The sequence below is a fragment of the Clostridium intestinale DSM 6191 genome, assembly GCF_900130055.1.
Classification (GTDB): domain Bacteria; phylum Bacillota; class Clostridia; order Clostridiales; family Clostridiaceae; genus Clostridium_T; species Clostridium_T intestinale.
In genome coordinates, this window is record NZ_FQXU01000010.1 from 139,033 (window position 1) to 163,345 (window position 24,313).

General features: G+C 29.2%; 27 protein-coding genes and 1 rRNA gene. 10 read left to right on the forward strand and 18 right to left on the reverse strand.

All coding sequences use genetic code 11. The features are described 5' to 3' along the window. Positions 1 to 10: 10 nt before the first annotated feature. The 5 genes from rpsR to BUA92_RS16150 form a co-directional block, all read right to left on the reverse strand. The gene (gene rpsR, locus BUA92_RS16130; RefSeq protein WP_021804016.1) at positions 11 to 256 is read right to left on the reverse strand and encodes a 30S ribosomal protein S18; all 246 of its coding nucleotides are present in this window, start codon (positions 254 to 256) and stop codon (positions 11 to 13) included. A gap of 23 nt (positions 257 to 279) precedes the next feature. Continuing rightward, positions 280 to 729 (reverse strand): single-stranded DNA-binding protein, encoded by a 450-nt coding sequence (locus BUA92_RS16135; protein ID WP_021804015.1) that lies wholly within the window; start codon positions 727 to 729, stop codon positions 280 to 282. Positions 730 to 742: 13 nt separating this feature from the next. Further along, positions 743 to 1,030, reverse strand: a complete 288-nt coding sequence (gene rpsF / locus BUA92_RS16140) for a 30S ribosomal protein S6 (protein ID WP_073021255.1) — start codon at positions 1,028 to 1,030, stop codon at positions 743 to 745. A gap of 105 nt (positions 1,031 to 1,135) precedes the next feature. Further along, the gene (locus BUA92_RS16145) at positions 1,136 to 1,342 is read right to left on the reverse strand and encodes a DUF951 domain-containing protein (protein WP_073021257.1); all 207 of its coding nucleotides are present in this window, start codon (positions 1,340 to 1,342) and stop codon (positions 1,136 to 1,138) included. A 15-nt stretch (positions 1,343 to 1,357) separates the two neighbouring features. After that, complete coding sequence (locus tag BUA92_RS16150) at positions 1,358 to 2,254, reverse strand: mechanosensitive ion channel family protein (protein WP_073021259.1); 897 nt, start codon at positions 2,252 to 2,254, stop codon at positions 1,358 to 1,360. A 276-nt stretch (positions 2,255 to 2,530) separates the two neighbouring features. Here BUA92_RS16150 and ytvI point away from each other — a divergent pair, with 276 nt between their 5' ends. Together ytvI and yyaC are read left to right on the forward strand one after the other, a co-directional pair. Further along, complete coding sequence (gene ytvI, locus BUA92_RS16155) at positions 2,531 to 3,589, forward strand: sporulation integral membrane protein YtvI (protein ID WP_073021261.1); 1,059 nt, start codon at positions 2,531 to 2,533, stop codon at positions 3,587 to 3,589. A 51-nt stretch (positions 3,590 to 3,640) separates the two neighbouring features. Next, positions 3,641 to 4,225: a spore protease YyaC gene (yyaC, locus tag BUA92_RS16160; RefSeq protein ID WP_073021263.1), complete on the forward strand. Its 585-nt coding sequence runs from the start codon at positions 3,641 to 3,643 to the stop codon at positions 4,223 to 4,225. A gap of 7 nt (positions 4,226 to 4,232) precedes the next feature. On the opposite strand, the gene BUA92_RS16165 is transcribed toward yyaC, so the two are convergent. The 13 genes from BUA92_RS16165 to rpmH all read right to left on the reverse strand — a co-directional run bounded on the left by BUA92_RS16165 (position 4,233) and on the right by rpmH (position 14,034). Next, positions 4,233 to 4,475 (reverse strand): hypothetical protein, encoded by a 243-nt coding sequence (locus BUA92_RS16165; RefSeq protein WP_073021265.1) that lies wholly within the window; start codon positions 4,473 to 4,475, stop codon positions 4,233 to 4,235. 57 nt (positions 4,476 to 4,532) lie between these two features. Further along, positions 4,533 to 5,033, reverse strand: a complete 501-nt coding sequence (locus tag BUA92_RS16170; RefSeq protein WP_073021271.1) for a DUF4446 family protein — start codon at positions 5,031 to 5,033, stop codon at positions 4,533 to 4,535. Between the two features lie 37 nt (positions 5,034 to 5,070). Continuing rightward, entirely contained in the window at positions 5,071 to 5,934 is an 864-nt protein-coding gene (locus BUA92_RS16175) for a ParB/RepB/Spo0J family partition protein (protein ID WP_073021274.1), read from the reverse strand. Positions 5,935 to 5,944: 10 nt separating this feature from the next. Further along, complete coding sequence (locus BUA92_RS16180) at positions 5,945 to 6,706, reverse strand: ParA family protein (RefSeq protein WP_073021276.1); 762 nt, start codon at positions 6,704 to 6,706, stop codon at positions 5,945 to 5,947. A 177-nt stretch (positions 6,707 to 6,883) separates the two neighbouring features. Next, positions 6,884 to 7,660 (reverse strand): nucleoid occlusion protein, encoded by a 777-nt coding sequence (noc, locus tag BUA92_RS16185; protein ID WP_073021279.1) that lies wholly within the window; start codon positions 7,658 to 7,660, stop codon positions 6,884 to 6,886. Positions 7,661 to 7,782: 122 nt separating this feature from the next. Next, positions 7,783 to 8,502, reverse strand: a complete 720-nt coding sequence (gene rsmG / locus BUA92_RS16190; RefSeq protein ID WP_073021281.1) for a 16S rRNA (guanine(527)-N(7))-methyltransferase RsmG — start codon at positions 8,500 to 8,502, stop codon at positions 7,783 to 7,785. An 11-nt stretch (positions 8,503 to 8,513) separates the two neighbouring features. Next, on the reverse strand, positions 8,514 to 10,397 hold the full coding sequence (mnmG, locus tag BUA92_RS16195; RefSeq protein WP_073021283.1) for a tRNA uridine-5-carboxymethylaminomethyl(34) synthesis enzyme MnmG: 1,884 nt from the start codon (positions 10,395 to 10,397) through the stop codon (positions 8,514 to 8,516). A 9-nt stretch (positions 10,398 to 10,406) separates the two neighbouring features. Next, positions 10,407 to 11,780 carry a tRNA uridine-5-carboxymethylaminomethyl(34) synthesis GTPase MnmE gene (gene mnmE, locus BUA92_RS16200; protein WP_073021286.1) on the reverse strand — a complete coding sequence of 458 codons (1,374 nt, stop codon included), beginning with the start codon at positions 11,778 to 11,780 and terminating at the stop codon, positions 10,407 to 10,409. A gap of 122 nt (positions 11,781 to 11,902) precedes the next feature. Then, a complete protein-coding gene (gene jag, locus BUA92_RS16205) occupies positions 11,903 to 12,529 on the reverse strand; it encodes an RNA-binding cell elongation regulator Jag/EloR (RefSeq protein WP_073021289.1) in 627 nt (208 codons plus the stop codon). A gap of 39 nt (positions 12,530 to 12,568) precedes the next feature. Next, positions 12,569 to 13,264, reverse strand: coding sequence for a membrane protein insertase YidC (gene yidC, locus BUA92_RS16210; RefSeq protein ID WP_242950183.1), 696 nt, complete (start codon positions 13,262 to 13,264; stop codon positions 12,569 to 12,571). A 20-nt stretch (positions 13,265 to 13,284) separates the two neighbouring features. Beyond that, positions 13,285 to 13,497, reverse strand: coding sequence for a membrane protein insertion efficiency factor YidD (gene yidD, locus BUA92_RS16215; protein ID WP_175550921.1), 213 nt, complete (start codon positions 13,495 to 13,497; stop codon positions 13,285 to 13,287). Then, complete coding sequence (rnpA, locus tag BUA92_RS16220) at positions 13,457 to 13,843, reverse strand: ribonuclease P protein component (protein ID WP_073021296.1); 387 nt, start codon at positions 13,841 to 13,843, stop codon at positions 13,457 to 13,459. The genes yidD and rnpA overlap by 41 nt, the downstream gene beginning before the upstream one ends. A 56-nt stretch (positions 13,844 to 13,899) precedes the next feature. Beyond that, the gene (gene rpmH, locus BUA92_RS16225; RefSeq protein WP_021803997.1) at positions 13,900 to 14,034 is read right to left on the reverse strand and encodes a 50S ribosomal protein L34; all 135 of its coding nucleotides are present in this window, start codon (positions 14,032 to 14,034) and stop codon (positions 13,900 to 13,902) included. Between the two features lie 559 nt (positions 14,035 to 14,593). On the opposite strand from rpmH, the gene dnaA reads away from it, so the two are divergent. The 8 genes from dnaA to BUA92_RS16265 all read left to right on the forward strand — a co-directional run. Then, positions 14,594 to 15,949 (forward strand): chromosomal replication initiator protein DnaA, encoded by a 1,356-nt coding sequence (dnaA, locus tag BUA92_RS16230; RefSeq protein WP_073021299.1) that lies wholly within the window; start codon positions 14,594 to 14,596, stop codon positions 15,947 to 15,949. 258 nt (positions 15,950 to 16,207) lie between these two features. Further along, a complete protein-coding gene (dnaN, locus tag BUA92_RS16235) occupies positions 16,208 to 17,317 on the forward strand; it encodes a DNA polymerase III subunit beta (RefSeq protein ID WP_073021301.1) in 1,110 nt (369 codons plus the stop codon). Between the two features lie 77 nt (positions 17,318 to 17,394). Then, positions 17,395 to 17,601 carry a S4 domain-containing protein YaaA gene (yaaA, locus tag BUA92_RS16240; protein WP_073021303.1) on the forward strand — a complete coding sequence of 69 codons (207 nt, stop codon included), beginning with the start codon at positions 17,395 to 17,397 and terminating at the stop codon, positions 17,599 to 17,601. Between the two features lie 57 nt (positions 17,602 to 17,658). Next, on the forward strand, positions 17,659 to 18,744 hold the full coding sequence (gene recF / locus BUA92_RS16245) for a DNA replication/repair protein RecF (protein WP_073021305.1): 1,086 nt from the start codon (positions 17,659 to 17,661) through the stop codon (positions 18,742 to 18,744). Positions 18,745 to 18,757: 13 nt separating this feature from the next. Then, on the forward strand, positions 18,758 to 19,018 hold the full coding sequence (remB, locus tag BUA92_RS16250; RefSeq protein WP_021803992.1) for an extracellular matrix regulator RemB: 261 nt from the start codon (positions 18,758 to 18,760) through the stop codon (positions 19,016 to 19,018). Positions 19,019 to 19,078: 60 nt separating this feature from the next. Beyond that, positions 19,079 to 20,995 carry a DNA topoisomerase (ATP-hydrolyzing) subunit B gene (gene gyrB, locus BUA92_RS16255; RefSeq protein WP_175550919.1) on the forward strand — a complete coding sequence of 639 codons (1,917 nt, stop codon included), beginning with the start codon at positions 19,079 to 19,081 and terminating at the stop codon, positions 20,993 to 20,995. 21 nt (positions 20,996 to 21,016) lie between these two features. After that, positions 21,017 to 23,554: a DNA gyrase subunit A gene (gyrA, locus tag BUA92_RS16260; RefSeq protein WP_073021307.1), complete on the forward strand. Its 2,538-nt coding sequence runs from the start codon at positions 21,017 to 21,019 to the stop codon at positions 23,552 to 23,554. A 675-nt stretch (positions 23,555 to 24,229) separates the two neighbouring features. Next, positions 24,230 to 24,313 (forward strand): 16S ribosomal RNA (locus BUA92_RS16265); the annotation flags it as partial.

Below are 24,313 nucleotides of genomic sequence, written 5' to 3' on the forward strand. Positions count from 1 at the left end.
GGGTTTTTGTTTACTCTGTTGTAAATGGTAATAAAGCTATATTTCTAGCTCTCTTTACAGCATCAGTTAATTGTCTTTGATGTTTTGCGCATGTACCTGAAATTCTTCTTGGTAATATCTTACCTCTTTCAGTAACATACTTTCTTAGCTTATTTATATCTTTATAATCTATAGAGTCAGCTTTATCAACACAAAAAGCACAAACTTTTCTCTTTGGTCTTCTCATCTTGCCGCCTTTTCTTACTTCTCTGCTCATCATTTTCCCTCCTTACCTAAATTTTAGAATGGAATGTCTCCATCATCTACAGGAGTCATATCCTCTTCAAAGCTCATTCCACCACCGAATGTATCTTGTGGCGCATTATATTCAGAACCATTGTTGAAACCATTGCTTCTTCCATTTGAAGAAGAATTAGATTTGCTCAAGAAGCTTACTTCATTAGCAACAACTTCTGTAACATATCTCTTGGTTCCATCTTTAGCATCATAAGATCTAGTTTGTATTCTACCGCTAATAGCCATTAAGCTTCCTTTGCTCATGTAATTAGCCGTAGATTCCGCTTGTTTACCCCATATTGTTACTGAGATAAAGTCCGCTTCTCTTTGTCCAGTTGAAGAATTATACTTATCAACTGCTAGAGTTACAGTGGTTACTGCAGTACCATTTCCTGGAGTAAACTTTAACTCAGGATCTTTAGTAAGTCTGCCTATTAGAACTACTTTATTCATTCAAAACACCACCTTATTTCTCTTCTTTAACTATTATGTGTCTTATGATTCCGTCTGTTATTCTAAATACTCTGTCTAACTCGCTTGGTAATTCTGGGTTAGCACTGAAGTTGAATAATGTGTAGAATCCTTCGTTAACTTTTTTTATTTCATAAGCAAGTTTTCTCTTACCCCAGAAATCTACGTTGTCAACAGTTCCTCCACCATTTTCAATAACACCTTTAAACTTCTCGATTGTAGCTTTAACAGCCTCCTCTTCGAATGATGGGTGTATTACAAATATAGTTTCATATTTTCTCATTCTTTTCACCTCCCTCCGGACTATTGGCTATGCTAAACATAGCAGGGACTTACAATAAACTAGTATATCACTTTTATATATCTATTTCAAGCATTATTATGTAAATTATTTGCTTTTTTCCTCTTTAGTAGAATTTACGATTTTTTTTACCCCTTTTTGAAATTTATTTCTAGGTAGCATTACTAGCCTTCCACATCCAACACATTTTATTTTTATATCTGCTCCTAGTCTTATTATTTCCCATTCAGAGCTTCCACAAGGATGTTGTTTTTTCATTAATACTACATCACCTAAATTAAATTCTTCCATTATTTATTCCCCCACTCTTTACTCGTTATCAATACTTTTAATTGTTATCATTTCAGTTCTAGGATATGGTATTTCTATTGATCCTTCTTCTAATGCTTTTTTGATTTCCTTCTTCAAGGTTCTTTCTATTTCCCATTGTCCCATTGGCTTACTTGTTCCATTTACTCTTATTGTCATTGATGAACTATCTAATGAAACTATTCCTAATACCTTAGGCTCATCTATAACATTTTCATTTTCTTCAACGACTTTCTTACATGCATTATTTATTATATTTGATACTTTATCATAGTTTTCTTTATAAGGTACAACAACATCAACTTCTACCTTCATTGCTCCTCTAGAATGGTTTGTTACTTGCTGTATTGTTCCATTTGGTATTAAATGAATATCTCCACTAAATCCTTTTAGTACTGTTGTCCTAATACCAATTGTTTCAACTGTTCCAGAAAATGAACCTATGGTTACATAATCTCCTACAGCATATTGATCTTCAAATAATATAAAAAATCCATTTATCAAGTCTTTAACTAGATTTTGAGCTCCAAACCCTAAAGCTACCCCTCCAATAGATGCTAAGGTTAATGAAATACCGGTAAATATATTTGCAACAATTGCAGCTACTCCAAAAAAGTAAACTGAATATCTTAATATACTTTTTAAAACCTCCCCAATAGTAGTAGCTTTCTTTTCATCTAATGTAAAACTTGCTCTACTCATTGCCTGTCTTTTCACAAACCTATTTATAATATAATTACCCACTTTAATAGCTATTGCCATTAATATTAATATTATTATAATCTGAATAATTTTACCTATTATATTTTGAATTTTTTCTAGATCAATAGGATATTTTCCTATATATACCTTCTCACTATCAAAATCTATCGAAAAAAAAGAGTTTAATATATACATTTAATCTTCCTCCAGCTATTTACTTGTGCTTATCTTTCATTAGTTTTACACAAAACTTATTTCATGCTTTTTCATATTATATTATACAAAACATCCATTATTTTTTTAAGTTATATTTTAAGATTATTGATTAAAAATTTTTTGTATAGTCTAAAATTTAATATTCTATCTTTTATACTTCACTTATCAATTAGACTTTATGTATTATGAAATATTTGGTATAATGTGTAGAACAAGCTTACTGTTTATAAGTACTTTATTAAAGGGGAGATGATCATGAAAAAATTTGAAGATAAAATTAGCAAATTAGCGCTTTTTTTTATTCTTTATACATTGGGATTTATTATTTTCTTTAAAACCTTGCCATATACAGTTCCATTTGTGCTTGCTGCTTTATTTGCTTTGATTTTGCGTAAACCAACTAAGTACCTAATTAAGAGCTTTAAATTAAAGGATTCGTTAGCTTCAATTATAACAACGCTTTTGTTTTTCTCTATACTTATTATAACAATAACTATACTCATAGGGTCATTATCTTCTCAAATTGTAAATTTAACAAAAAATGTTCAGGAATACTTATCCAAAAACCCTGCTGATATTGCGACTAAATTTACTGAAATTCAGGATTACTTTTATAATCTAGATATAGACCCAGTTATAATTAGCTCTATTCAAGATGCTACATCAGGGTCTATAAGTAAAATTGTAAATATTAGTGTTTCAGTTGGATCATCAGTTGTTACTTTTGTTTTATCAGTTGCTTCTTATATTCCTTACATGCTTATGATAATAATTTTTACACTTTTAACAACATACTTCTTTACAAAAAAATTTGCAACCTCTGACTCAAGAGATTTGATGTCTTCATTACCTTTAGAGAACAATTCTTTTTTTGTTATTTTTGCCAAGGTAAGACATAAACTTATTACTTATGGAATTTCATATATGTTATTAATTTTGATGTCTTTTGTAATCACTCTTATTGGCTTTACTATCTTTAGAGTTAAATATGCACTTATCCTTAGTATGTTATGTGCATTGTTAGATCTGTTACCTGTACTAGGAATGCCTATGATTTATATACCATTAATTATTTATAATCTGTTTATTGGAAATCATTTGGTTGGCGTAGGTTTATTGATTTGGTATGTCATTGTATTTATCACAAGACAAATTATTGAACCTAAGGTTATGTCAACTTCATTAGGATTAAATCCTGTTGCAGTATTAGCTGCCATATTTATTGGATTAAAAGCTAATGGTGTTTCAGGTATGTTCTTTTGTATGTTTATGGTAGTGTTTTATGCTATATTTAAAGAAGAAGGTATTCTTTAAGTATAGAAACCTCCTTAAATGGAAATAATTCCATTTAAAGGAGGTTTTTTTATGTCTAAATTAATTTGCGATGCTACGTCTCCAAAAACTATATTTGAAATAAGAGATTATCTATTTGAAAAGTTAAAACCTATAATAAGTGATAATAGAACTATTGTTTTTATATGCATTGGCACTGATAGATCCACTGGAGATTCTCTTGGTCCTTTAGTCGGTTATAAACTCAAATGTTTAATCAGAAAAAACATTATACTTTATGGAGACTTAGAGAATCCTGTACATGCAAAAAATCTTCACCAAACACTTAATGAAATTAATTCTTTATATGATAATCCATATATCATTGCCATTGATGCTTGTTTAGGTAATCTTCAGAATGTAGGTAAGGTTATATTGGACCAAAAACCGTTGTTTCCTGGCCTAGCTGTTAATAAAGACCTACCAGCTGTAGGAGATTTAAGTATAACTGGTATTGTTAATATTTCTGGAAATTTTGAATTTATGGTTCTTCAAAATACTAGACTTTTCACAGTTATGACTTTAGCTGACACTATATCTAAAGGTATTTATCATTTTGCTATAAAAGCTATTGGTGGTAGAAATAACTCCATCGTTAAAGTTTTAGAAAATTTATAGAATATATTTAATACAAGTCATTTCCATAGTAGTTTGTTAATATATCTTCTATATCTTTTATATTCCTACTTACAGAATCTATTATTATTATATTTGAATTTCTCATTCTATTATTGATATTACTTAAGTTTGTTTCTTTTAGATTGGTTAATATTACATCACTTTTGTAAGGATCCTTTACTAATTTATATCCTTTACTTATAAAATCTTTTCTTAGATACTCTAGTTCATCACTTATGTATATATTCATGTAAAAAACCTCCCTTAAAGCTAGTATTTCTTTAAGGGAGGTTTTTATACTTTTGTATTAAACAGTTCCAATTGCTTTATTTAAAACACTCATCTCTTCTTCTGATAAATCATATCTTGATATTCCTTTATCTATTGGTTTTGCATAAGTAGTGCTTTCATTTCTTCCATATATTCCTGTAAGTATCACACCATCATTGTTTTCATCTAAAAGTGCTACAGAGAAACTCAAATCGCTTCCAACATCTTCAAACGCCTTATATCTTATAACAGAAACCTTTTGAATTGACTTTTTCATTTTTTCTTCAACTTTATTGCATAGATCAAATGCCTCTTGAGATTTTTCATTTGCTTTATCTACTTTGTCTAGATATCCCATTATTAACTCTTCAATATTTTTACTATTTGCTCCACGCATTAATTTTCTATACCTATTTTCAACCTTATTAAGAGATCTAAATAATATCATTATTAGAATGAATAAGAATACTATTACTACTCCCATACCTATAAATATATATGCTCCGTAAGAATTTATAATACTAAGTATATTTTCCATCATTTTCTCCTTTTCATTATGTTTCACGTGAAACTGTCTATTGCATATTAATTATATCTAATATTCTTTGTAAATCTTCTTCAGAATAATACTCTATTTCTATTTTACCTTTATTCTTCTTTTTTTCAATATTGACCTTAGTTCCAAAATAGTTTTCTAATTTTTCTCTAATATCCTTGTAGTAAATAGATAAATCTTTAATCTTTTCCTCTAATTTTTTTTCATTTTTAATATCCGTAATATTTCTAACTATTTTTTCTAGTTCACGTACAGATATTTTATCATCTATAACCTTTTGTGCAAGTTCATATTGAATATCCTTTTCTTTAATTCCTAATAAAGTTCTTCCATGACCTTCACTAATAACACCATCTATTATATAATCTTGAACTCTATCATCTAAATTAAGTAATCTCATAGTATTCGTTATAGATGTTCTGGATTTGGATAGAGTTTCACTCAAAGATTCCTGAGTTAAATTAAAATCCTCAAGTAATTTTTTAAAAGCTTTTCCTTCTTCTATAGGATTTAAATCCTCTCTTTGGATATTTTCTATTAAAGAAAGTTCTAGCAACTCTTTATCTGTGATATCCATTATAATTGCTGGAACCTCTTTTAAACCTGCCAATTTTGCGGCTCTCCATCTTCTTTCTCCTGCAATTATTACATAAAAATCATCTTTCTTTTTTAAAATTAAAGGTTGAATAATGCCATGATTTTTAATTGATTGTGATAACTCCAATATTTTTTCATTATCAAAACTTTTTCTTGGCTGCTCTCTATTAGCTTTAATATCATTTAGTGATATTAAAGTTTGACTGCTTTTTTCCACTGCTATTTCTTCATAATCATTAGGGATTAGAGCATTTAACCCTTTCCCTAGTCCAAATTTTTTACTCATATCCTACCCCTTATTGCCTACTTAAAAATTCTTTTGTCAAATTTGCATATGATTCTGCACCTTTACATTTATCATCATATAACATTATAGGTAGTCCAAAACTTGGAGCCTCAGCTAACCTAATATTTCTAGGAATTGTTGTTTTATATACCTTATCTCCGAAATATTTATCAACTTCCTTAAGCACTTCATTACTCAAATTTGTTCTGCTGTCATACATAGTCATAACAACACCCTCGATATCTATATTCTTATTTAAGGACTTTTTTACTAAACCAATTGTATTTATAAGTTGACCAACGCCTTCCAAAGCATAAAATTCACATTGAATTGGTATAAAAACAGAATTTGAACTGGTTAAAGCATTAATAGTTAGTATCCCTAACGAAGGCGGGCAATCAATAAATACAAAATCGAATTTTCCATCTAACTTCTTAATTTGATTTAATAGAATTTTTTCTCTCTGAGTATTATTTATTATCTCAACTTCTGCTCCAGCTAATTCCATTGTTGCAGGCGCTATGTATAGATTTTCTACCAAACTTGACTGCTGTATAATTTCTTCTAAGGGTACATCTGAAGTTATAACGTCATATATGGATTTTTCTAATATCCTCTTATCTATGCCAACTCCAGAAGTAGTGTTTCCCTGAGGATCCATATCTATTGCTAAAACCTTGTACCCTTCCATTGCTAAATATGAACATAAATTTATATTAGTAGTAGTTTTACCAACTCCGCCTTTTTGATTAAAAACACATATAACTTTCATAGTTCCCCCTCTTTTATCCCTTAATTTTATTATGTACAATAACATTATATATTTTAAATACATATATTAAAAGCATTTATCTAATTTATAATTCAAATTTAATAAAAATGTTTCACGTGAAACACTTTATTCTTTTATAATAAAAAAATCCACCTACTAATAGATGGATTTCTAAATTTATTTCTTTGGTATATTTACGGTAATCTGAATATACTCGCCACAGTCCTTAGATTTGTATTGAGCTGGAATCTTGAACTTATCAAATACTTGTTTTATTGAATTAACATATATCTTAGGAGAAAATATTCCTGTTATTCTTTTTGTACCTTTTGAGCTTAACTCATCCCCAGCTAATTTTAATAGTTCTTTATTTATAAGTTCTTCAGTTTTCTTAACATTTAAACCTTGTTCTATAATTTTCTTTACAACTTTTAATTGCATTTCTTCATTTGGTAAAGATAATAAAGCCCTAGCATGTCTTTCTGTCAAACTATTTTCTAAGCATAACTCTCTAATTTTAGAGTCAAGTTTTAGTAACCTCAGTTTATTTGCAATTGTAGATTGCTTTTTTCCCATTCTATTAGCTAATTCATCTTGAGTAAAATTATGTTCATTTATTAGGTTATAATATGCTTCTGCTTCTTCAATAAAGTTTAAGTCCTCTCTTTGTAGATTTTCCAATAAAGCAATCTCAGCCGATTCTGTATCAGTTATATCAATTATATTACAAGGAACAGTTTGAATATTTGCTAATTTTGCTGCACGCCATCTTCTTTCACCTGCAACTAATTCATAGCTAACTCCTCTTTTTCTAACAGTTAAAGGTTGTATAATTCCATATTGTTTTATAGATTGAGATAATTCTACTAAAGTTTCTTCATCGAAGAATTTCCTAGGTTGATAAGTATTTGGTATAATACTTTCTATATTTACATACAAGACTTCATTTTGCATAGACCTCTACCATCCCTTACTATTGGTTTAACATTATTTCCCATTATTTAACATTTTCTACAAAGACATTAATTTATCCTTCTTTTATATTTAAAAATCGTTAGACAAAATAATCTAAGAATTTACACAATCGGTTTTTTATTTATAGTTCCAGCCTTCCTTGGATAAATATTTGAGGTTGATTTAATCTTTTTCACTAAAACTAAATTGTGTTTTAAATCAGTATCCTCAACTTCAACTTCTACCACATCTATTAATTTTGCACCAAGTACCTTTAATGCATTTCGAGACCCTTCTAACTCACCTTCAATAGATGGACCTTTAAGTGCAATGAAATGTCCATTGTTTTTGACATAAGGAATACATAACTCTGATAACACACTCATGTTCGCAACTGCTCTAGATGTTGCTATATCAAATTTTTCTCTTAATTCACTATTTCTAGCACCATCTTCAGCTCTAGAGTGAATAGTTGTAACGTTATTAAGAGTTAATTTATTAACTACAACATTAAGGAAATTAACTCTTTTGTTTAGTGAATCTAGAAGAGTTATTTCTACATCTTCATTCATTATAGCTAATGGAATACCAGGAAATCCTGCTCCTGTTCCAACATCAATTATAGATTTTGCATTTTTAAATTCATCTACTTTAAAAGCTTTTATACAATCTATAAAATGTTTTTTTATTATGTCTTCATCTTCAATAATGGCTGTTAGATTTATTTGTTTATTCCATTCTTGTATAAGATCTTTATACATTATAAATTTATTGTATTTCTCTTCTGTTAATTCTAAACCTACATCTTTACAAGCTCTACTCATTAAATCAAAGAATTCCATATAACTCTCCTTTAAGAATTTTTTTGTCTACTGTATTGTTCCATATAAATTAATAAAACAGAAATATCAGCTGGAGATACACCAGAAATTCTTGATGCCTGCCCTATATTAATTGGTCTAATCTTCGCTAGCTTTTGAATAGCTTCTTTTCTTAATCCTCTAATATCGTTAAAGTCTAATTCCTGCGGTATTAATCTCTTTTCTATTTTTTTAAACTGTTCAACCTGTTCAAGTTGCTTATCTATATAACCTTCATATTTTGCAATTATATTTACTTGTTCTCCAATATTATAAGGTAAATCTACCCTCTCTTCATCCAATCGGCTTACAGAAAAATAATCTAATTCCGGCCTTTTAATAAGCTCATACATGGAAATAGGTTTCTTTAACTCTGAAGAGTCTAAAGCTAACAATATTTCGTTATTCTCTCTTTTGTTAGTTACTTGAAGCTTCTTCATTCTATCAATTTCTTGTTCTATATTATTTTTTCTATTCAAATATCTTTTATATCGCTCTTCTGTTACTAATCCAACTTTATATCCAAATTCAGTTAATCTTAAATCCGCGTTGTCCTGCCTTAATAATAACCTGTACTCTGAACGAGATGTCATCATTCTATATGGTTCTGAAGTTCCCTTCGTAACAAGATCATCTATTAAAACACCAATATAAGCATCAGATCTAGTTAAAATCAAAGGCTCTTCATTTTTTACGTTTAAAGCTGCATTTATTCCAGCAATTATACCTTGCGCTGCCGCCTCTTCATAACCCGAACTTCCATTAAGTTGACCTGCACCAAATAATCCTTTTATATTTTTGAATTCCAAAGAAGGTTTTAATTGAGTAGGGTCAATGCAATCATATTCTATTGCATAGGCAGTTCTCATTATTTCAACATTCTCCAAACCCTTTATAGTTCTTAACATTTCTATTTGAACATCCTCAGGCAATGATGAGCTCATTCCACCTACATACATTTCTTCAGTATCATTACCCTCAGGCTCTATAAAAATTTGATGTTGCAATTTATCTGGAAATCTCATTACTTTATCTTCAATAGATGGGCAGTATCTAGGACCTATTCCTTCGATTGATCCATTATAAATTGGAGATCTATTTATATTTTTTCTTATAACCTCATGAGTATTTTCATTAGTATAAGCTAACCAACAAGATACCTGCTCTTTATCAATATTATCATGCATAAATGAGAATGAGACTATTTTTTCATCACCTTTTTGCTCGGACATATTGCTGAAATCCACACTACGTTTATTTATTCTTGCAGGAGTACCTGTTTTAAACCTTCTTAACGATATATCTAAATCTAATAATGACTGAGATAAATCATTTGCAGGGAATAATCCATTAGGACCACTACTATACGCAGTTTCCCCAATTATAACTTTTCCTTTAAGATATGTCCCAGTTGCCAATACCACTGATGCAGCTTTAAAGACTGCTCCATTTTTAGTAACTACTCCATTAATCTTTCCATCTTCCACTTCAAGTTCAGTTACTTCAAGTTGACGCAAAAAAAGATTTTCTTGATTCTCAATTATATTTTTCATTCTCTCTTGGTACCTTTTTTTATCAGCTTGAGCTCTTAAAGAGTGTACTGCCGGTCCTTTTGAGGTATTTAACATTCTCGATTGAATAAAAGTATAATCTATATTAACGCCCATTTCTCCACCTAAGGCATCAACTTCTTTTACTAAATGTCCTTTTGCTGTTCCACCAATATTGGGGTTGCAAGGCATAAATGCTACAGAATCTAAATTCATTGTGCACAATAAAGTCTTGCATCCCATTCTCGCAGAAGCAAGAGCAGCTTCACTACCTGCATGACCTGCCCCAACTATTATAACATCAAATATTCCGCCTAAATACTTCATATTTTTTTCCTACTTTCCTACACAGAATTCTGAGAAGATCTTATTCACTAAATCTTCTTCAATCTCTGAACCAGTAATCTCACCAAGAGCCTTTAATCCAGAGGTTACATATATAGATATTAAATCCAAAAACTCATTTTTCCTTACACTCATTAAAGCTAATTCACAATTTTCTTTTGCTCTATATAAAGCTTCTTTATGCCTTGTATTGGATATAATAATACTTTCACTTTGTAATTTTCCACCAAAAAATAACTCTTTAATCTTATCTTTAAAAGCTTCTATGCCTTCATCATTTCTAATAGAGACTTCCAAAATATTTTCTAAATCTATAAGACTATCTCTATTTATCTTATAATCTAAATCCACCTTATTTAAAAGTACTATATGTTTTTTATCTTTAATATAGTTAACTATCTCTCTATCTTGTTCTTCAAAATCCCTACTAATATCCAGCATTAATACCACTAAATCTGCCTCATCTATTTTTTCTTTAGATTTTTCAACACCTATTTTCTCTACAATGTCTTCTGTTTCTCTAATACCAGCAGTATCAACAATTTTAACTGGAATTCCATCTAAATTTATATATTCTTCTATTACATCTCGAGTTGTTCCAGGAATATCAGTTACTATAGCCCTTTTTTCTTGAAGTAAATAGTTAAGCAAAGAAGATTTTCCAACATTAGGTTTTCCTATTATAACCATGTTTAAACCTTCCCTTAATATTTTACCTTCCTCAGCATTTACAATTAATTTATTAATTTTATCTATAGACTCTACCAAATTTTCTTCTACTCTTATTGGAATAGTCTCATCTGGTTCTTCTTCATCTTCCGTAAAATCAACATCATACTCTATTAACGCCAAAGCATTAAGAAGATGCTCTTTTAATTTATTTATTTCCTGGGAAAGTAATCCCTGACTTTGAGCTAAAGCAGATTTCATAGACAAGTCTGTTTTTGCTCTTATTATATCAATAACAGCCTCTGCTTGACTTAAGTCTATTCTTCCATTTAAAAATGCCCGTTTAGTAAACTCACCTGGTTCTGCAAGTCTAGCACCAAATCTTATAACCGAATCTAAAACTTTATTTGTTGAAACAACTCCACCATGACAATTAATTTCAACTATATCTTCTGAAGTAAAACTCTTAGGACCTTTCATAAAGCTTACTATTACTTCATCTATAATATCTCCATCATTTACTATATATCCATATCTCATAGTATAAGATTTCATATCTAAAATACTTTTATTATTTTTAGCCTTGAATATTTTATCAACAATATCCAATGAATTACTTCCAGAAATTCTTATTATAGATATGCCTCCTTCTCCAACTGGAGTAGCAATGGCAGCTATAGTATCAAACTCTTTCATTATTAACTAGGCCTCCTTAAAAAATTTATACCTAATATATCCCTACTACAAAATATTTTACATAATAGATTTATCTTAGTCAAAATTTATTGAATATATAAAAGAAAGCCCAAACAGGCTTTCTAATCTCTTTTAAAATCAATAACTATTTTTCTAAAAGGCTCTTCTCCCTCACTGTAAGTGCATACGGATTTATCATTTTGTAATGCCGCATGTATTATCCTTCTTTCGTAAGGATTCATAGGTTCTAATTTAATAGCCTTTTTAAATTTTCGTACTTTAAATGCAGTTTTTCCAGCTAATCGTTTAAGAGTTTCTTCTCTCTTAGCTCTATAGTTTTCAGTATCAAGTACTACCCTTTTATAAGGATTTTCATGTCCTTTATTAACTACAAGAGAAATAAGATATTGCAAAGAATCTAAGGTTTCCCCCCTATAACCGATAATTAATCCCATATTAGGACCAATTAGATTAATATTTAGAGTATCATCTTCTTCCTTCATTCTTATTTCAGCCTTAATTTCCATAGAATTTAAAACATTTCTCAAAAAACTTTTTGCTTCAACTATATAATCTCTTTTAACTTTAACTTTTATTCTGGCAGGTTTTGCACCAAAAATGTTTAAAAATCCTTTATTTCCTTCGTCTAGGATTTCGATTTCAACTTTATCTTTAGTAACATTCAGTTCCTTTAAGGCAGAATCTACTGCCTCATCTACAGTTCTTCCATTAACTTCTATTAACTTCATATTAAATTCACCTACCCTGCAGTTATATAAAATAAATATCTATGAAATTTGAGCTTGCTTTGCTTTTCTTTTCTTAGGTAAAGTAACTATAACATATGTTTGGATTATTTGTATTACGCTACCCATTATCCAATATAAAACTAGTAATGATCTAAAATTAATCGCTGATACCCCTATCATAACAGACATAGCTATATTCATAGAACCCATATTTGGAGTTCCTGGTGCCTGAGCTGCAGATGCAGAATTTGCTTTTGTAGAATACACCGTTGATAAGTATGTTAAAGCAGCTGCTAAAACTGGTAATATAAAAGACGGATCTTTTTTAGATAAATCTGCTATCCATAAAAATGACTGTCCTTCTACTGCAGTAATTTTCATAAATGCACCATATAAAGCAAATAATATAGGCATCTGAATTATCATTGGAAGACATCCACCCGTCATACTAACATTATTTTCTTTATACAACTTTACTGTTTCTTGTTGTAATTTTTCAGGATTATTTTTATACTTAGTTTGTATCTTTTTTAATTCAGGTTGAATCTCTTGCATCTTAGCTGTTGACTTCATAGACTTTATATTTAGTGGTAATATCAATAATCTTATTATTAATGTAAGAAGCAATACTGATAAAACATAAGATACACCTATATCTGTTATTCCTATATTTGAAATAAAACCTTGTAACTTTTCTACAACCGTATATAAAAATTCAGCTATACCATTAAACAAAATAAATACCTCCTAGTAATTTACTTAACTGGATCATAACCACCCTTGTGGAAAGGATGACATCTTAAAATTCTTTTTATAGCCATAAAACTTCCTTTTATAGCTCCATATTTTTCAATTGCATCAATTGCATATTGAGAGCAAGTTGGTATGTATATACAATTGGACCTCATCATAGGAGAAATGAACCTTTTATAAAACTTTATCAGAATTATTAAAATCCTTTTCATTATATATCATCCCTGACCTTTTAAATAAATTAAGCATAGCTTTTTCTATATCCCAATAGCTTTTATCTTTAATAGCATTTCTAGCAATAAAAACTAAATCGTGTCCTTCTTTCAAGTTATTACAATTCAATCTATAACACTCACTAATTAACCTTTTAACTCTACTCCTAACTACACTCTTTCCAACTTTTTTGCTTACTGATATCCCAATCCTATTAAATTTATCATTATTGTCTCTATTTCTTCTATTATAAAATATATATAAAACTAAAGTATCATTAGAAAAAGACTTTCCTCTTCTATATACATTTCTAAACTCAAGATTTTTTCTTAGTTTTTGTATACTCATTTATCAAGTCTCCCTTTTATTTCTGCATTTGCAGAAAAAGGCCACAAAAGCGGCCCTTATGCTGTTAATCTTTTTCTTCCTTTTAGTCTTCTTCTCTTAAGCACGTTTCTTCCAGATAAAGTGCTCATTCTCTTTCTAAATCCATGTTCTCTTTTTCTTTGTTTCTTTTTAGGTTGGTATGTCATGAACATGTAGCTACACCCCCTTCAAATTATATTTTATATAGTAAAACTATATTATTGCTCATTTTGAGTTTTACCTTTTAATTATATATTTCCTTAATAGTCATGTCAAGAAAACTTAATATGTTAATAAAATACTTAACAAAGATAAAAATTGTGGATAAATTATTGAACCCCTTTGTTTATTTATGTTATTATTAATAATATGTTGTGAATAAATTAATTTCACACCAAACTTATCCACAGCTGTGGATATTTATGTGTATAACTTGTTCAACTTTTGGCAGTTCTCATCATCACCTTATATATTTTTATCTTATTTCAAGATATTATTCATTGTTTATAGTGTTGATTTTATTTTTTCCACAATTGTTGATAACATAACTTTTTATATACACTTTAAAACATATCAACAAATTTATTAACATGTGAATATTTTTTTATACATAGTCAATCATTATAGGATGTGTACATATTTTCTGTTAGTAAGTTGTTTATATTTATAGATTTTTTTATATATACATACTTTTTTTGAAATTTTTATAATTAGGTAACTGGAGGATATACGATGGATACCCAACTAAATCAACTATGGGAAAAAACATTAAACATAATAAAAAGTGAAATGTCTGAAGTTAGTTTTAATACTTGGATAAAAAGTTGCGAACCTTTATCTATATCTTCTGATAGCATAAAACTAGGCGTTCCTAACGAATTTACTAAGGACATATTGGAACAACGATACAAGGATTTGGTAGCTAATGCAATAAAACTTATTTCATCTAAGAAATATAATATAGAGTTTTTAATTGAATCCGATACTAGTGAATTACATTCAGAAGATACTACGTTGAGACATAATAAAAAAAACAGTGCTGTTGTAGTAAATGATTTAATGCTAGCAACCTTAAATCCTAAATATACTTTTGACTCATTCGTTATAGGTAATTCCAACAGATTTGCCCATGCTGCATCACTTGCTGTTGCTGAATCACCTGCTAAAGCTTATAATCCTTTATTTATATATGGGGGAGTTGGTCTAGGAAAAACTCACTTAATGCATGCTATAGGGCACTATATTCTTCAAAATAACTCAAAATCTAAAGTTGTTTATGTATCATCTGAAAAATTTACTAATGAACTTATTAATGCAATTAAAGATGATAAAAATGAAGAATTTCGAAATAAATATAGAAATATAGATGTGCTTCTTATTGATGATATTCAATTTATAGCTGGTAAAGAGCGAACTCAAGAGGAATTTTTCCATACATTTAATGCTCTTCATGAAGCCAGTAAACAAATAATTCTATCATCTGATAGACCACCTAAAGAAATTCCTACTTTAGAAGACAGATTAAGAAGTAGATTCGAATGGGGGCTTATCGCTGATATTCAAGCACCTGATTTTGAAACTAGAATGGCGATATTAAAGAAGAAAGCAGATGTAGAAAATTTAAATGTTGCTAACGAAGTAATGGTATATATAGCTACAAAAATAAAATCTAACATTAGAGAGTTAGAAGGCGCCCTTATTAGAATAGTTGCGTATTCATCTCTTACCGGTAGAGATATTACAGTAGATCTAGCTACAGAGGCCTTAAAAGATATCATATCAAATAAACAAAGTAAAAATATAACCATTGAAACAATACAAGATGTTGTTTCATCATATTATAACTTAAGAGTAGAGGACTTAAAATCTCAAAGAAGAACTAGAAATATAGCGTACCCAAGACAAATAGCTATGTATTTAAGTAGAAAACTTACAGATTTATCTTTGCCTAAAATAGGAGAAGAATTTGGTGGAAGAGATCACACTACCGTTATTCACGCATATGAGAAAATATCAGGCGGTTTAAAAAATGATGAATCCACACAAAATACAATAAATGATTTAACAAAGAAGCTTACTCAAAAATAATTAACATTGTACATAACTAAAGTTAATATTCTGTTGATAAAATTTTAATTAACATTTTGCTTTTAATAATGTGGATAGTTTATAGTAAATACGCTCAACTTATCCACAGTATTTTTTTGTTAACTTTTTTGTATTTATAAGGCCTAGAGGTACTTATGAACAAATCCACAGCCCCTACTACTATTGTTACTATATTTTATTATTAATTTTATCTATATTTAGAGCGATTTTGCTGTGAATAATTAGGGAGGTTTTAAATTGAAATTCATATGTGAAAAAACAAAATTACAAGAAGCTATATCAATAGCGCAAAAAGCTATAACTGGAAAATCTACTATGCCTATTCTAGAAGGTATTTATATAAAGGCAGATTCAGAAGGATTAACATTAATTGGATCTGACATAGACATATCAATAGAAACAAAAATAAATGCAGAAGTACTACAAAAAGGAACAATAGTTGTAGATGCTAAATTATTTGGAGAAATTATAAGAAAACTACCAAATGACAAAATTGTAATAGAACAACTACAAATTGGCGAAGATAATACTATACAAATAACTTGTAAAAAATCTGTCTTTAATTTACTTTATATGAACAGCGATGAATTTCCATCTTTACCAAACATAAACGAAACTAAAATATTTTCAATTCCTCAAAACTTATTAAAAAATATGATTAAAGGTACATCTTTTGCAATAGCTCAAGATGAAGCAAGACCTATACTTCAAGGAATTCTTTTTGAAGTAAACAATTCATATTTAAATTTAGTTGCATTAGATGGTTATAGATTAGCTATAAGAAAAGAAATCATAGATTCAGAAAATACAATAAGTTCTGTTATTCCAGGAAAAACATTAAATGAAGTTGCAAAAATATTAGAAGATACAGATAAAGACGTAGATATAACATTTACTACTAATCACATATTATTTAATTTAGGTGAAACTAAAGTTATATCAAGATTATTAGAGGGAGAATTTATAAAATACAGCTCTTTACTTCCTCAAGAATATAAAGGACTGGTAACTGCAAATAAACAAGAACTTCAAAATGGGATAGAAAGAGCTTCTCTTATGGCAAAAGAAGGAAACACTAATCTTATAAAATTTGAATTAAAAGAAGACACTTTAATCATAACATCCAATTCTCAATTGGGAAAAGTAAGAGAAGAGGTTTCGGTGAATTTGCAAGGAGATGAAATGCAAATTGCATTTAACTCTAGATATTTATTAGATGTGCTAAAAGTTATGGATGAAGAGGAAGTTATTTTGGAGTTAACATCTAGTGTAAGTCCTTGTGTTATTAGAAATAAAAATATAGAAGATAGTAAATATCTAGTTTTACCTGTAAGATTAGCTAGATAATTTAAGGGAGGAGCAAATTTGCAGATGCATAAATATACTAAAATTAATAATTATGCATCTGTAATGAGGAGTTATGTATGAATGAAATTAGTATAAATACAGAATTTATAAAGTTAGATTCATTTTTAAAATGGGTAGGAGCAGTTTCATTAGGATCTGAGGCTAAAATGATAATTCAAGATGGTGAAGTTTTAGTTAATGGAGAAGTATGTACCCAAAGAGGAAGAAAATTAAGAAGTGGAGATATAATTTCTATAGAGAATGAAAGTTTTAAAATTGTTTAAAATTTTCATGTAAAGCCACAAAAGATATTATGTGTTATAATTAAGTTGGGTGTTTTTATGTATATAAAAAAATTAATGTTATTAAATTATAGGAATTATAGGAAGCTGGATATAGAACTTGGTCCAGCTGTAAATGTGTTTATAGGAAATAATGCTCAAGGAAAAACTAATATACTAGAATCAATTTATTATTGTGGTTTTGCAAGATCTCATAGAAATTCAAAAGATAGGGAACTTGTTAATTGGAATGAAAATAATGCTTATGTTAGTGTGAGTGTAAGTAAGGATAGACTAGATAAAAAAATAGATATTAATATTTTGAAAGATGGAAAAAAATCTATTCGGGTTAATTCTATAAAAATAACTAAAATAGGGGAACTAATTGGAGTTTTCAATGTAGTTATGTTTTCTCCAGAAGACTTAAAAATAGTTAAAGAATCTCCAGGGATAAGACGAAGATTTATAGATATGGAGTTGTGCCAACTAAGTAATAGGTATTATTATAATCTGGTTCAATATAATAAGGTTTTAAATGAAAGAAATTTAGTTTTAAAAAATAGAAAAATAGATGAATTCATTCTAGATGTTTATGATGAACAATTATCAAATTTTGCAGAACAAATAATAAAAGATCGTATTAATTATATAAATAACTTGAATAATCATGGGAAAGCAATTCATAAAGACATTACTTCTGGAAAAGAAGATATTGAATTTAAATATGTCTCTAGTGTAAAAGATTTAGGAAATATAAAAATATCCATGAAAGAAGGGCTTTTAAAAAACAGACCAAAGGATATCGAAAGAAGAGTTACTAGTATTGGACCACATAGAGATGATTTTATAATACTTATAAATAATATTGATGCTAAGAGTTATGGATCGCAGGGACAACAAAGAACGGCAGTTTTAACCATAAAATTCGCTTCGTTGAACATCATAAAAGATATCACGAAAGAATATCCTGTACTTCTTTTAGATGATGTATTATCAGAATTAGATTTTACTAGAAAAGCATATATTTTAAATTCTATTCACGGAATACAAACCTTAATAACCTGTACAGGAATAGAAGATATATCTAAATATATAAAAGAAAGTGCAAAAGTTTTTAATGTTAAGGATGGTAGTGTTAAAGTTTAAAGGAGGAATATTTGTGTTTTTACACTTGGGAGAAAATGTTGTAGTTCCTATAAAAGATGTTATAGGAATATTTGATTTACAAAATACTATGTATAGTTCAGATACTAGTCAGTTTTTAAGGCTAGCTGAGGAGGATGGATTCGTACAAAGAATATCAAAAGAAAAACCAAAATCTTTTGTTATTGCTGAAGTTAATAAAAAAAGTAAAATATATCTTTCGCCGATATCCTCATCTACTTTAACAAAAAGAACAGACATAGATTACAATACATAAGTTGTTCCAATGTTTAACTTAATATAGATAAAAAATAAAATTATAGTTTAGGAGGAGTTAATGTTGGAGGAAAATAAGCAAAAATATGACGACAGCCAGATTCAGGTTCTTGAAGGACTTGAGGCAGTAAGAAAAAGACCAGGAATGTATATAGGAAGCACTAGTTCTAGAGGTCTTCATCATTTGGTTTATGAAATAGTTGATAATAGTATAGATGAGGCCTTAGCAGGTTATTGTAAAAATATAGATGTTTATATACATGAAGATAATTCAATAACTGTAATAGATGATGGTAGAGGAATGCCGGTAGGGATAAATGATAAGCTAGGAAAAGCTACTGTTGAAGTTATAATGACAGTCCTACATGCTGGAGGAAAATTCGGCGGTGGAGGATATAAAGTATCCGGTGGATTACATGGGGTAGGAGCATCAGTTGTTAATGCTCTCTCAGAAGCTTGCGAAGTTATAGTAACAAGAGATGGATATATATGGAAACAAAGCTATTCTAAAGGTAATGTGTTAACACCATTAATTAAACTAGAAGAATCAGAACCAGAAGCTCATGGTACTAAAACTCATTTTAAGCCTGATGAAGAAATTTTTGAAGAAACAGTTTTTGATTTTGAGATTTTATCGAAAAGGTTAAGAGAGTTAGCTTTTTTAAATAAAGGAATAAACATAAGACTTGTAGATGAAAGAGATGAAAATGAGGAATTATATTACTACGAAGGTGGAATTAAATCTTTTGTTAGTTATTTAAATAGAAACAAAGAAGTTCTTCATAAGGAGCCTATATATGTTGAAGGATTAAAAGATGGTGTAGCTGTTGAAGTAGCACTTCAATACCATGATGGTTATAATGAAAACATATTTTCTTTTGCAAATAACATAGATACTATAGAGGGGGGAACCCATCTAGTAGGATTTAAAACTGCATTAACAAGAGCTGTTAACGACTATGGAAAAAAATTCGGGCATTTAAAGGATGCTGACAAAAATTTATCTGGAGATGATATTAGAGAAGGGCTAACTGCGGTTGTATCAGTAAAAATATCAGATCCACAATTTGAAGGTCAAACAAAAACTAAGTTGGGAAATTCAGAGGTTAGAGGAATAGTAGACGGAGTAGTAGGAGAAACGGTTTCTTTATTCTTAGAAGAAAATCCTAATATAGGTAAAATAATAATAGATAAAGCTTTAGTTGCAGCTAGAGCTAGAGAAGCTGCTAGGAAAGCTAGAGAATTAACAAGAAAATCAGTATTGGAAAGAAGTTCTTTACCAGGGAAACTTGCAGATTGTTCATCTAAAGATCCTCTAGAATGTGAAATTTATATAGTTGAGGGTGATTCTGCGGGGGGATCGGCTAAACAAGGTAGAAATAGACGATTCCAAGCTATATTACCACTTAGAGGAAAAATATTAAACGTTGAGAAACAAAGATTAGATAGAATTCTTAATGCTGATTCGATTAGAAGTATGATTACTGCATTTGGTGCTGGAATAGGAACCGATTTTGATGTAGAAAAAATAAGGTATAACAGAATAATAATAATGACAGATGCAGATGTAGATGGAGCTCATATAAGAACACTATTATTGACGTTTTTCTATAGATATATGAGAGAGCTTATAGACGGAGGGCATGTATATATAGCGCAACCACCACTATATAAAGTTACTAGAAATAAAAAAGAGTGGTATGCATATACTGATGCCGAATTAGAAGTAGTCTTAAAAGAAATAGGCGGAAAAGATAATAATACCAACATACAAAGATATAAGGGACTTGGAGAAATGAATGCAAGTCAACTTTGGGAAACTACAATGGATCCTGATAAAAGAACATTATTAAAAGCTACCGTTGATGATGCAATGGCAGCAGATGAAATATTCACTATTTTAATGGGAGACAAAGTAGAACCTAGAAGAGAGTTCATAACTAATAATGCAAAAAAAGTAGTTAATCTAGATATATAGTTAAAAATTGAGGTGAAACCTATGAGTTTAAATGAGGGAAAAGTAGTACCCGTTGACATAAGAAATGAAATGAAAAAGTGTTATATTGATTATGCTATGAGTGTAATTGTAGGCCGTGCACTTCCTGATGTTAGAGATGGATTAAAACCAGTGCATAGAAGAATTTTATTTTCTATGCATGAATTGGGGATAAGACCAGATAAGGGATACAGAAAATGCGCAAGAATAGTTGGAGAAGTTTTAGGTAAATATCATCCACATGGAGATTCATCTGTATACGATGCTTTAGTTAGAATGGCACAAGATTTCTCTATGAGGTATATGTTAGTTGATGGACATGGAAATTTTGGTTCTGTAGACGGTGACTCAGCAGCAGCAATGAGATATACAGAAGCAAAAATGAACAAAATTTCATCAGAAATATTAAGAGACATTAATAAAAATACCGTAGACTTTATAGATAATTTCGATGGAGAAGAGCAAGAGCCAGTAGTATTACCATCAAGATTTCCTAATCTTTTAGTTAATGGGTCATCTGGTATTGCAGTTGGAATGGCAACTAATATACCTCCACATAATTTAGGTGAGATTATAGATGGAACAATAATGCTAATAGATAATTCAGAGGTTACTGTTCTTGATTTAATGTCTAAAATTAAAGGACCAGATTTTCCAACAGCGGCAACTATAATGGGGAAAAATGGAATAAGAGAAGCTTATGAAACTGGAAAAGGTAAAGTTATAGTTAGAGCAAAAGCTGATATAGAAGAGGAAAATGGAAGACATAGAATAGTTGTTACCGAAATACCGTACCAAGTAAATAAAGCTAAATTAATAGAAAATATAGCAGATTTAGTTAAAGACAAAAAAATAAATGGAATATATGATTTAAGAGATGAGTCAGATAGAGATGGTATGAGAATAGTAATTGAACTAAAAAGAGATGCAAATCCTAGTGTAGTTCTTAATTTATTATATAAACATACTAAAATGCAGGATACTTTTGGAGTAATAATGTTGGCATTAGTTGATAATGAACCAAAGGTACTTAATTTAAAAGAAATACTAGTTCATTATATAAACTTCCAAAAGCAAGTAATAACTAGAAGAACAGAATTTGAACTAAGTAAAGCTGAAGAAAGAGCTCATATCTTAGAAGGATTAAAGATAGCATTAGATAATATTGATGAAGTTATAAGCATTATAAGAGGATCTAAAAACTCAGAAATAGCTAGAAACACTCTTATTGAAAGATTTGCATTAAGTGAAAAACAATCTCAAGCTATACTAGATATGAGACTTGCAAGATTAACAGGACTAGAAAGAGATAAAATAGAAGATGAATATAACGAGCTTATGGTACTAATAAATAGATTAAAAGATATATTAGGATCAGAAGTCAAACTTCTAGAAGTTATAAAAGAAGAACTTTTAGAAATAAAGAGTAGATATGGCGATGAAAGAAGAACTCAAATAGAGAAACAAGAAAATGAAATTGATCTTGAAGACTTAATACAAGAAGAGGATATAGTTATTACATTAACTCATAGTGGATATGTAAAAAGAATTGCAGCTGATACTTATTCTGCTCAAAAAAGAGGGGGAAAAGGCATACAGGCAATGACTACTAAAGAGGATGATTTTGTTGATCATGTTGTAGTAACATCAACTCACTCAGATGTATTATTCTTTACTAATAGAGGTAGAGTATATAAAGTTAGAGCATATGAGATACCTGATGCAGGAAGATCAGCAAAAGGAACTAATCTTGTTAATATAATTCCAATAGAACAAGATGAAAGAGTTGAAACTGTACTTTCTATAAAGGATCCGAATTTAGAGGGATACTTATTTATGGCTACAAAAAATGGAATAGTCAAAAAGACACCTTTAAGTGAATTTAAGAATCTAAGAAAGAATGGATTAATAGCTCTTAATTTGAGAGATGAAGATGAACTTCTTAAAGTTAAGTTAACATTTGGAGATGCTAAGATAATTATTGTTACTCAAGACGGATATGCTATAAAATTCAGTGAAAAAGATGTAAGACCAATGGGTAGAACAGCATCTGGGGTAAAGGCAATATCCTTAAGAAAGAATGACATTGCAGTTTGTATGGATATAGCAACAGATGATGAAGAATTATTAGTTATAAGTGAAAATGGTTTTGGTAAAAGAACACCTTTAACAGAGTATAAAACTCAAAATAGAGGTGGAGTAGGACTTATAACTTATAAAGTTGCAGAGAAGACTGGTAAATTAGTAGGAGCGTCTGTATGCAAAAAAGATGATGAAATGATGCTTATAAACACATCAGGAGTAGCTATAAGAATTAATGTAGCTGATATATCAATAACTAGTAGATCTGCAATGGGAGTAACTCTTATGAGAACATTAGGAGAGGAAAAAGTTGTTGCAGTTGCAAAAATATCTTCAGCAGATAGCAGTGAAAAGAATGAAATTCTACAGGAAGTAGTAGTAGAAAGTATAGATACAGTGAAAACTGAGGATGATACTTCTATAGAGAAACTATTAGAAAGATCAGAAGAAGAAAAATAAACAAAAAATAATAAAAAGTCATTACAAATTATAAAATTGTAGTGGCTTTTTATTATTATAAATTAGCAAATCAAATAGGAAAATATATAATACATTCAAATATTATAAATAAAAATAAAACATATTTATTTATAAAAAGTACAAAAAATAAGTTAAATAAAGGAGTATATAAATAATAAATATAGAAGAAAATATAGTGTATTTAAATTTAAATAGCAATTTAGTATAGAAACATGTCCTAGTGTATCAATAATAAGAAAATAAAGAAATTAAAAGGAATTATTAGATAAATAAGATTAATTTAATATAACTAGGAATATTGAGAAATATTATGTAGCGTATAGGTGTTAAGATAAAACACGTCGCAAGAATAACAAAACATTTCAGATAAGAAATTAATCAACAAAAACTGATTAAAAAGAAATGAAAAAACTTGTTGACAGAGAAAAGTGTATATGATAAGATAACACTTGTCGCTGAGAGAGATTAGCGAAAAAGAAAAAATGGTCTTTGAAAATTAAACAGAGGAAACTTAAGAAGTTTTGAATAAAACTTACACAACGAAAGTTGTGAGTAAGTAATTGTAACAAGTGTAAAACTTGAAGCAACTACTTAAAGTCAACGTAATTCTTAGAGTAAGATTAAACTAAAATTTGTGCACATTAGTGTGACACTTAAATTGAGAGTTTGATCCTGGCTCAGGACGAACGCTGGCGGCGTGCTTAACACATGCAAGTCGAGCGAGGAAATTGCTTCGGT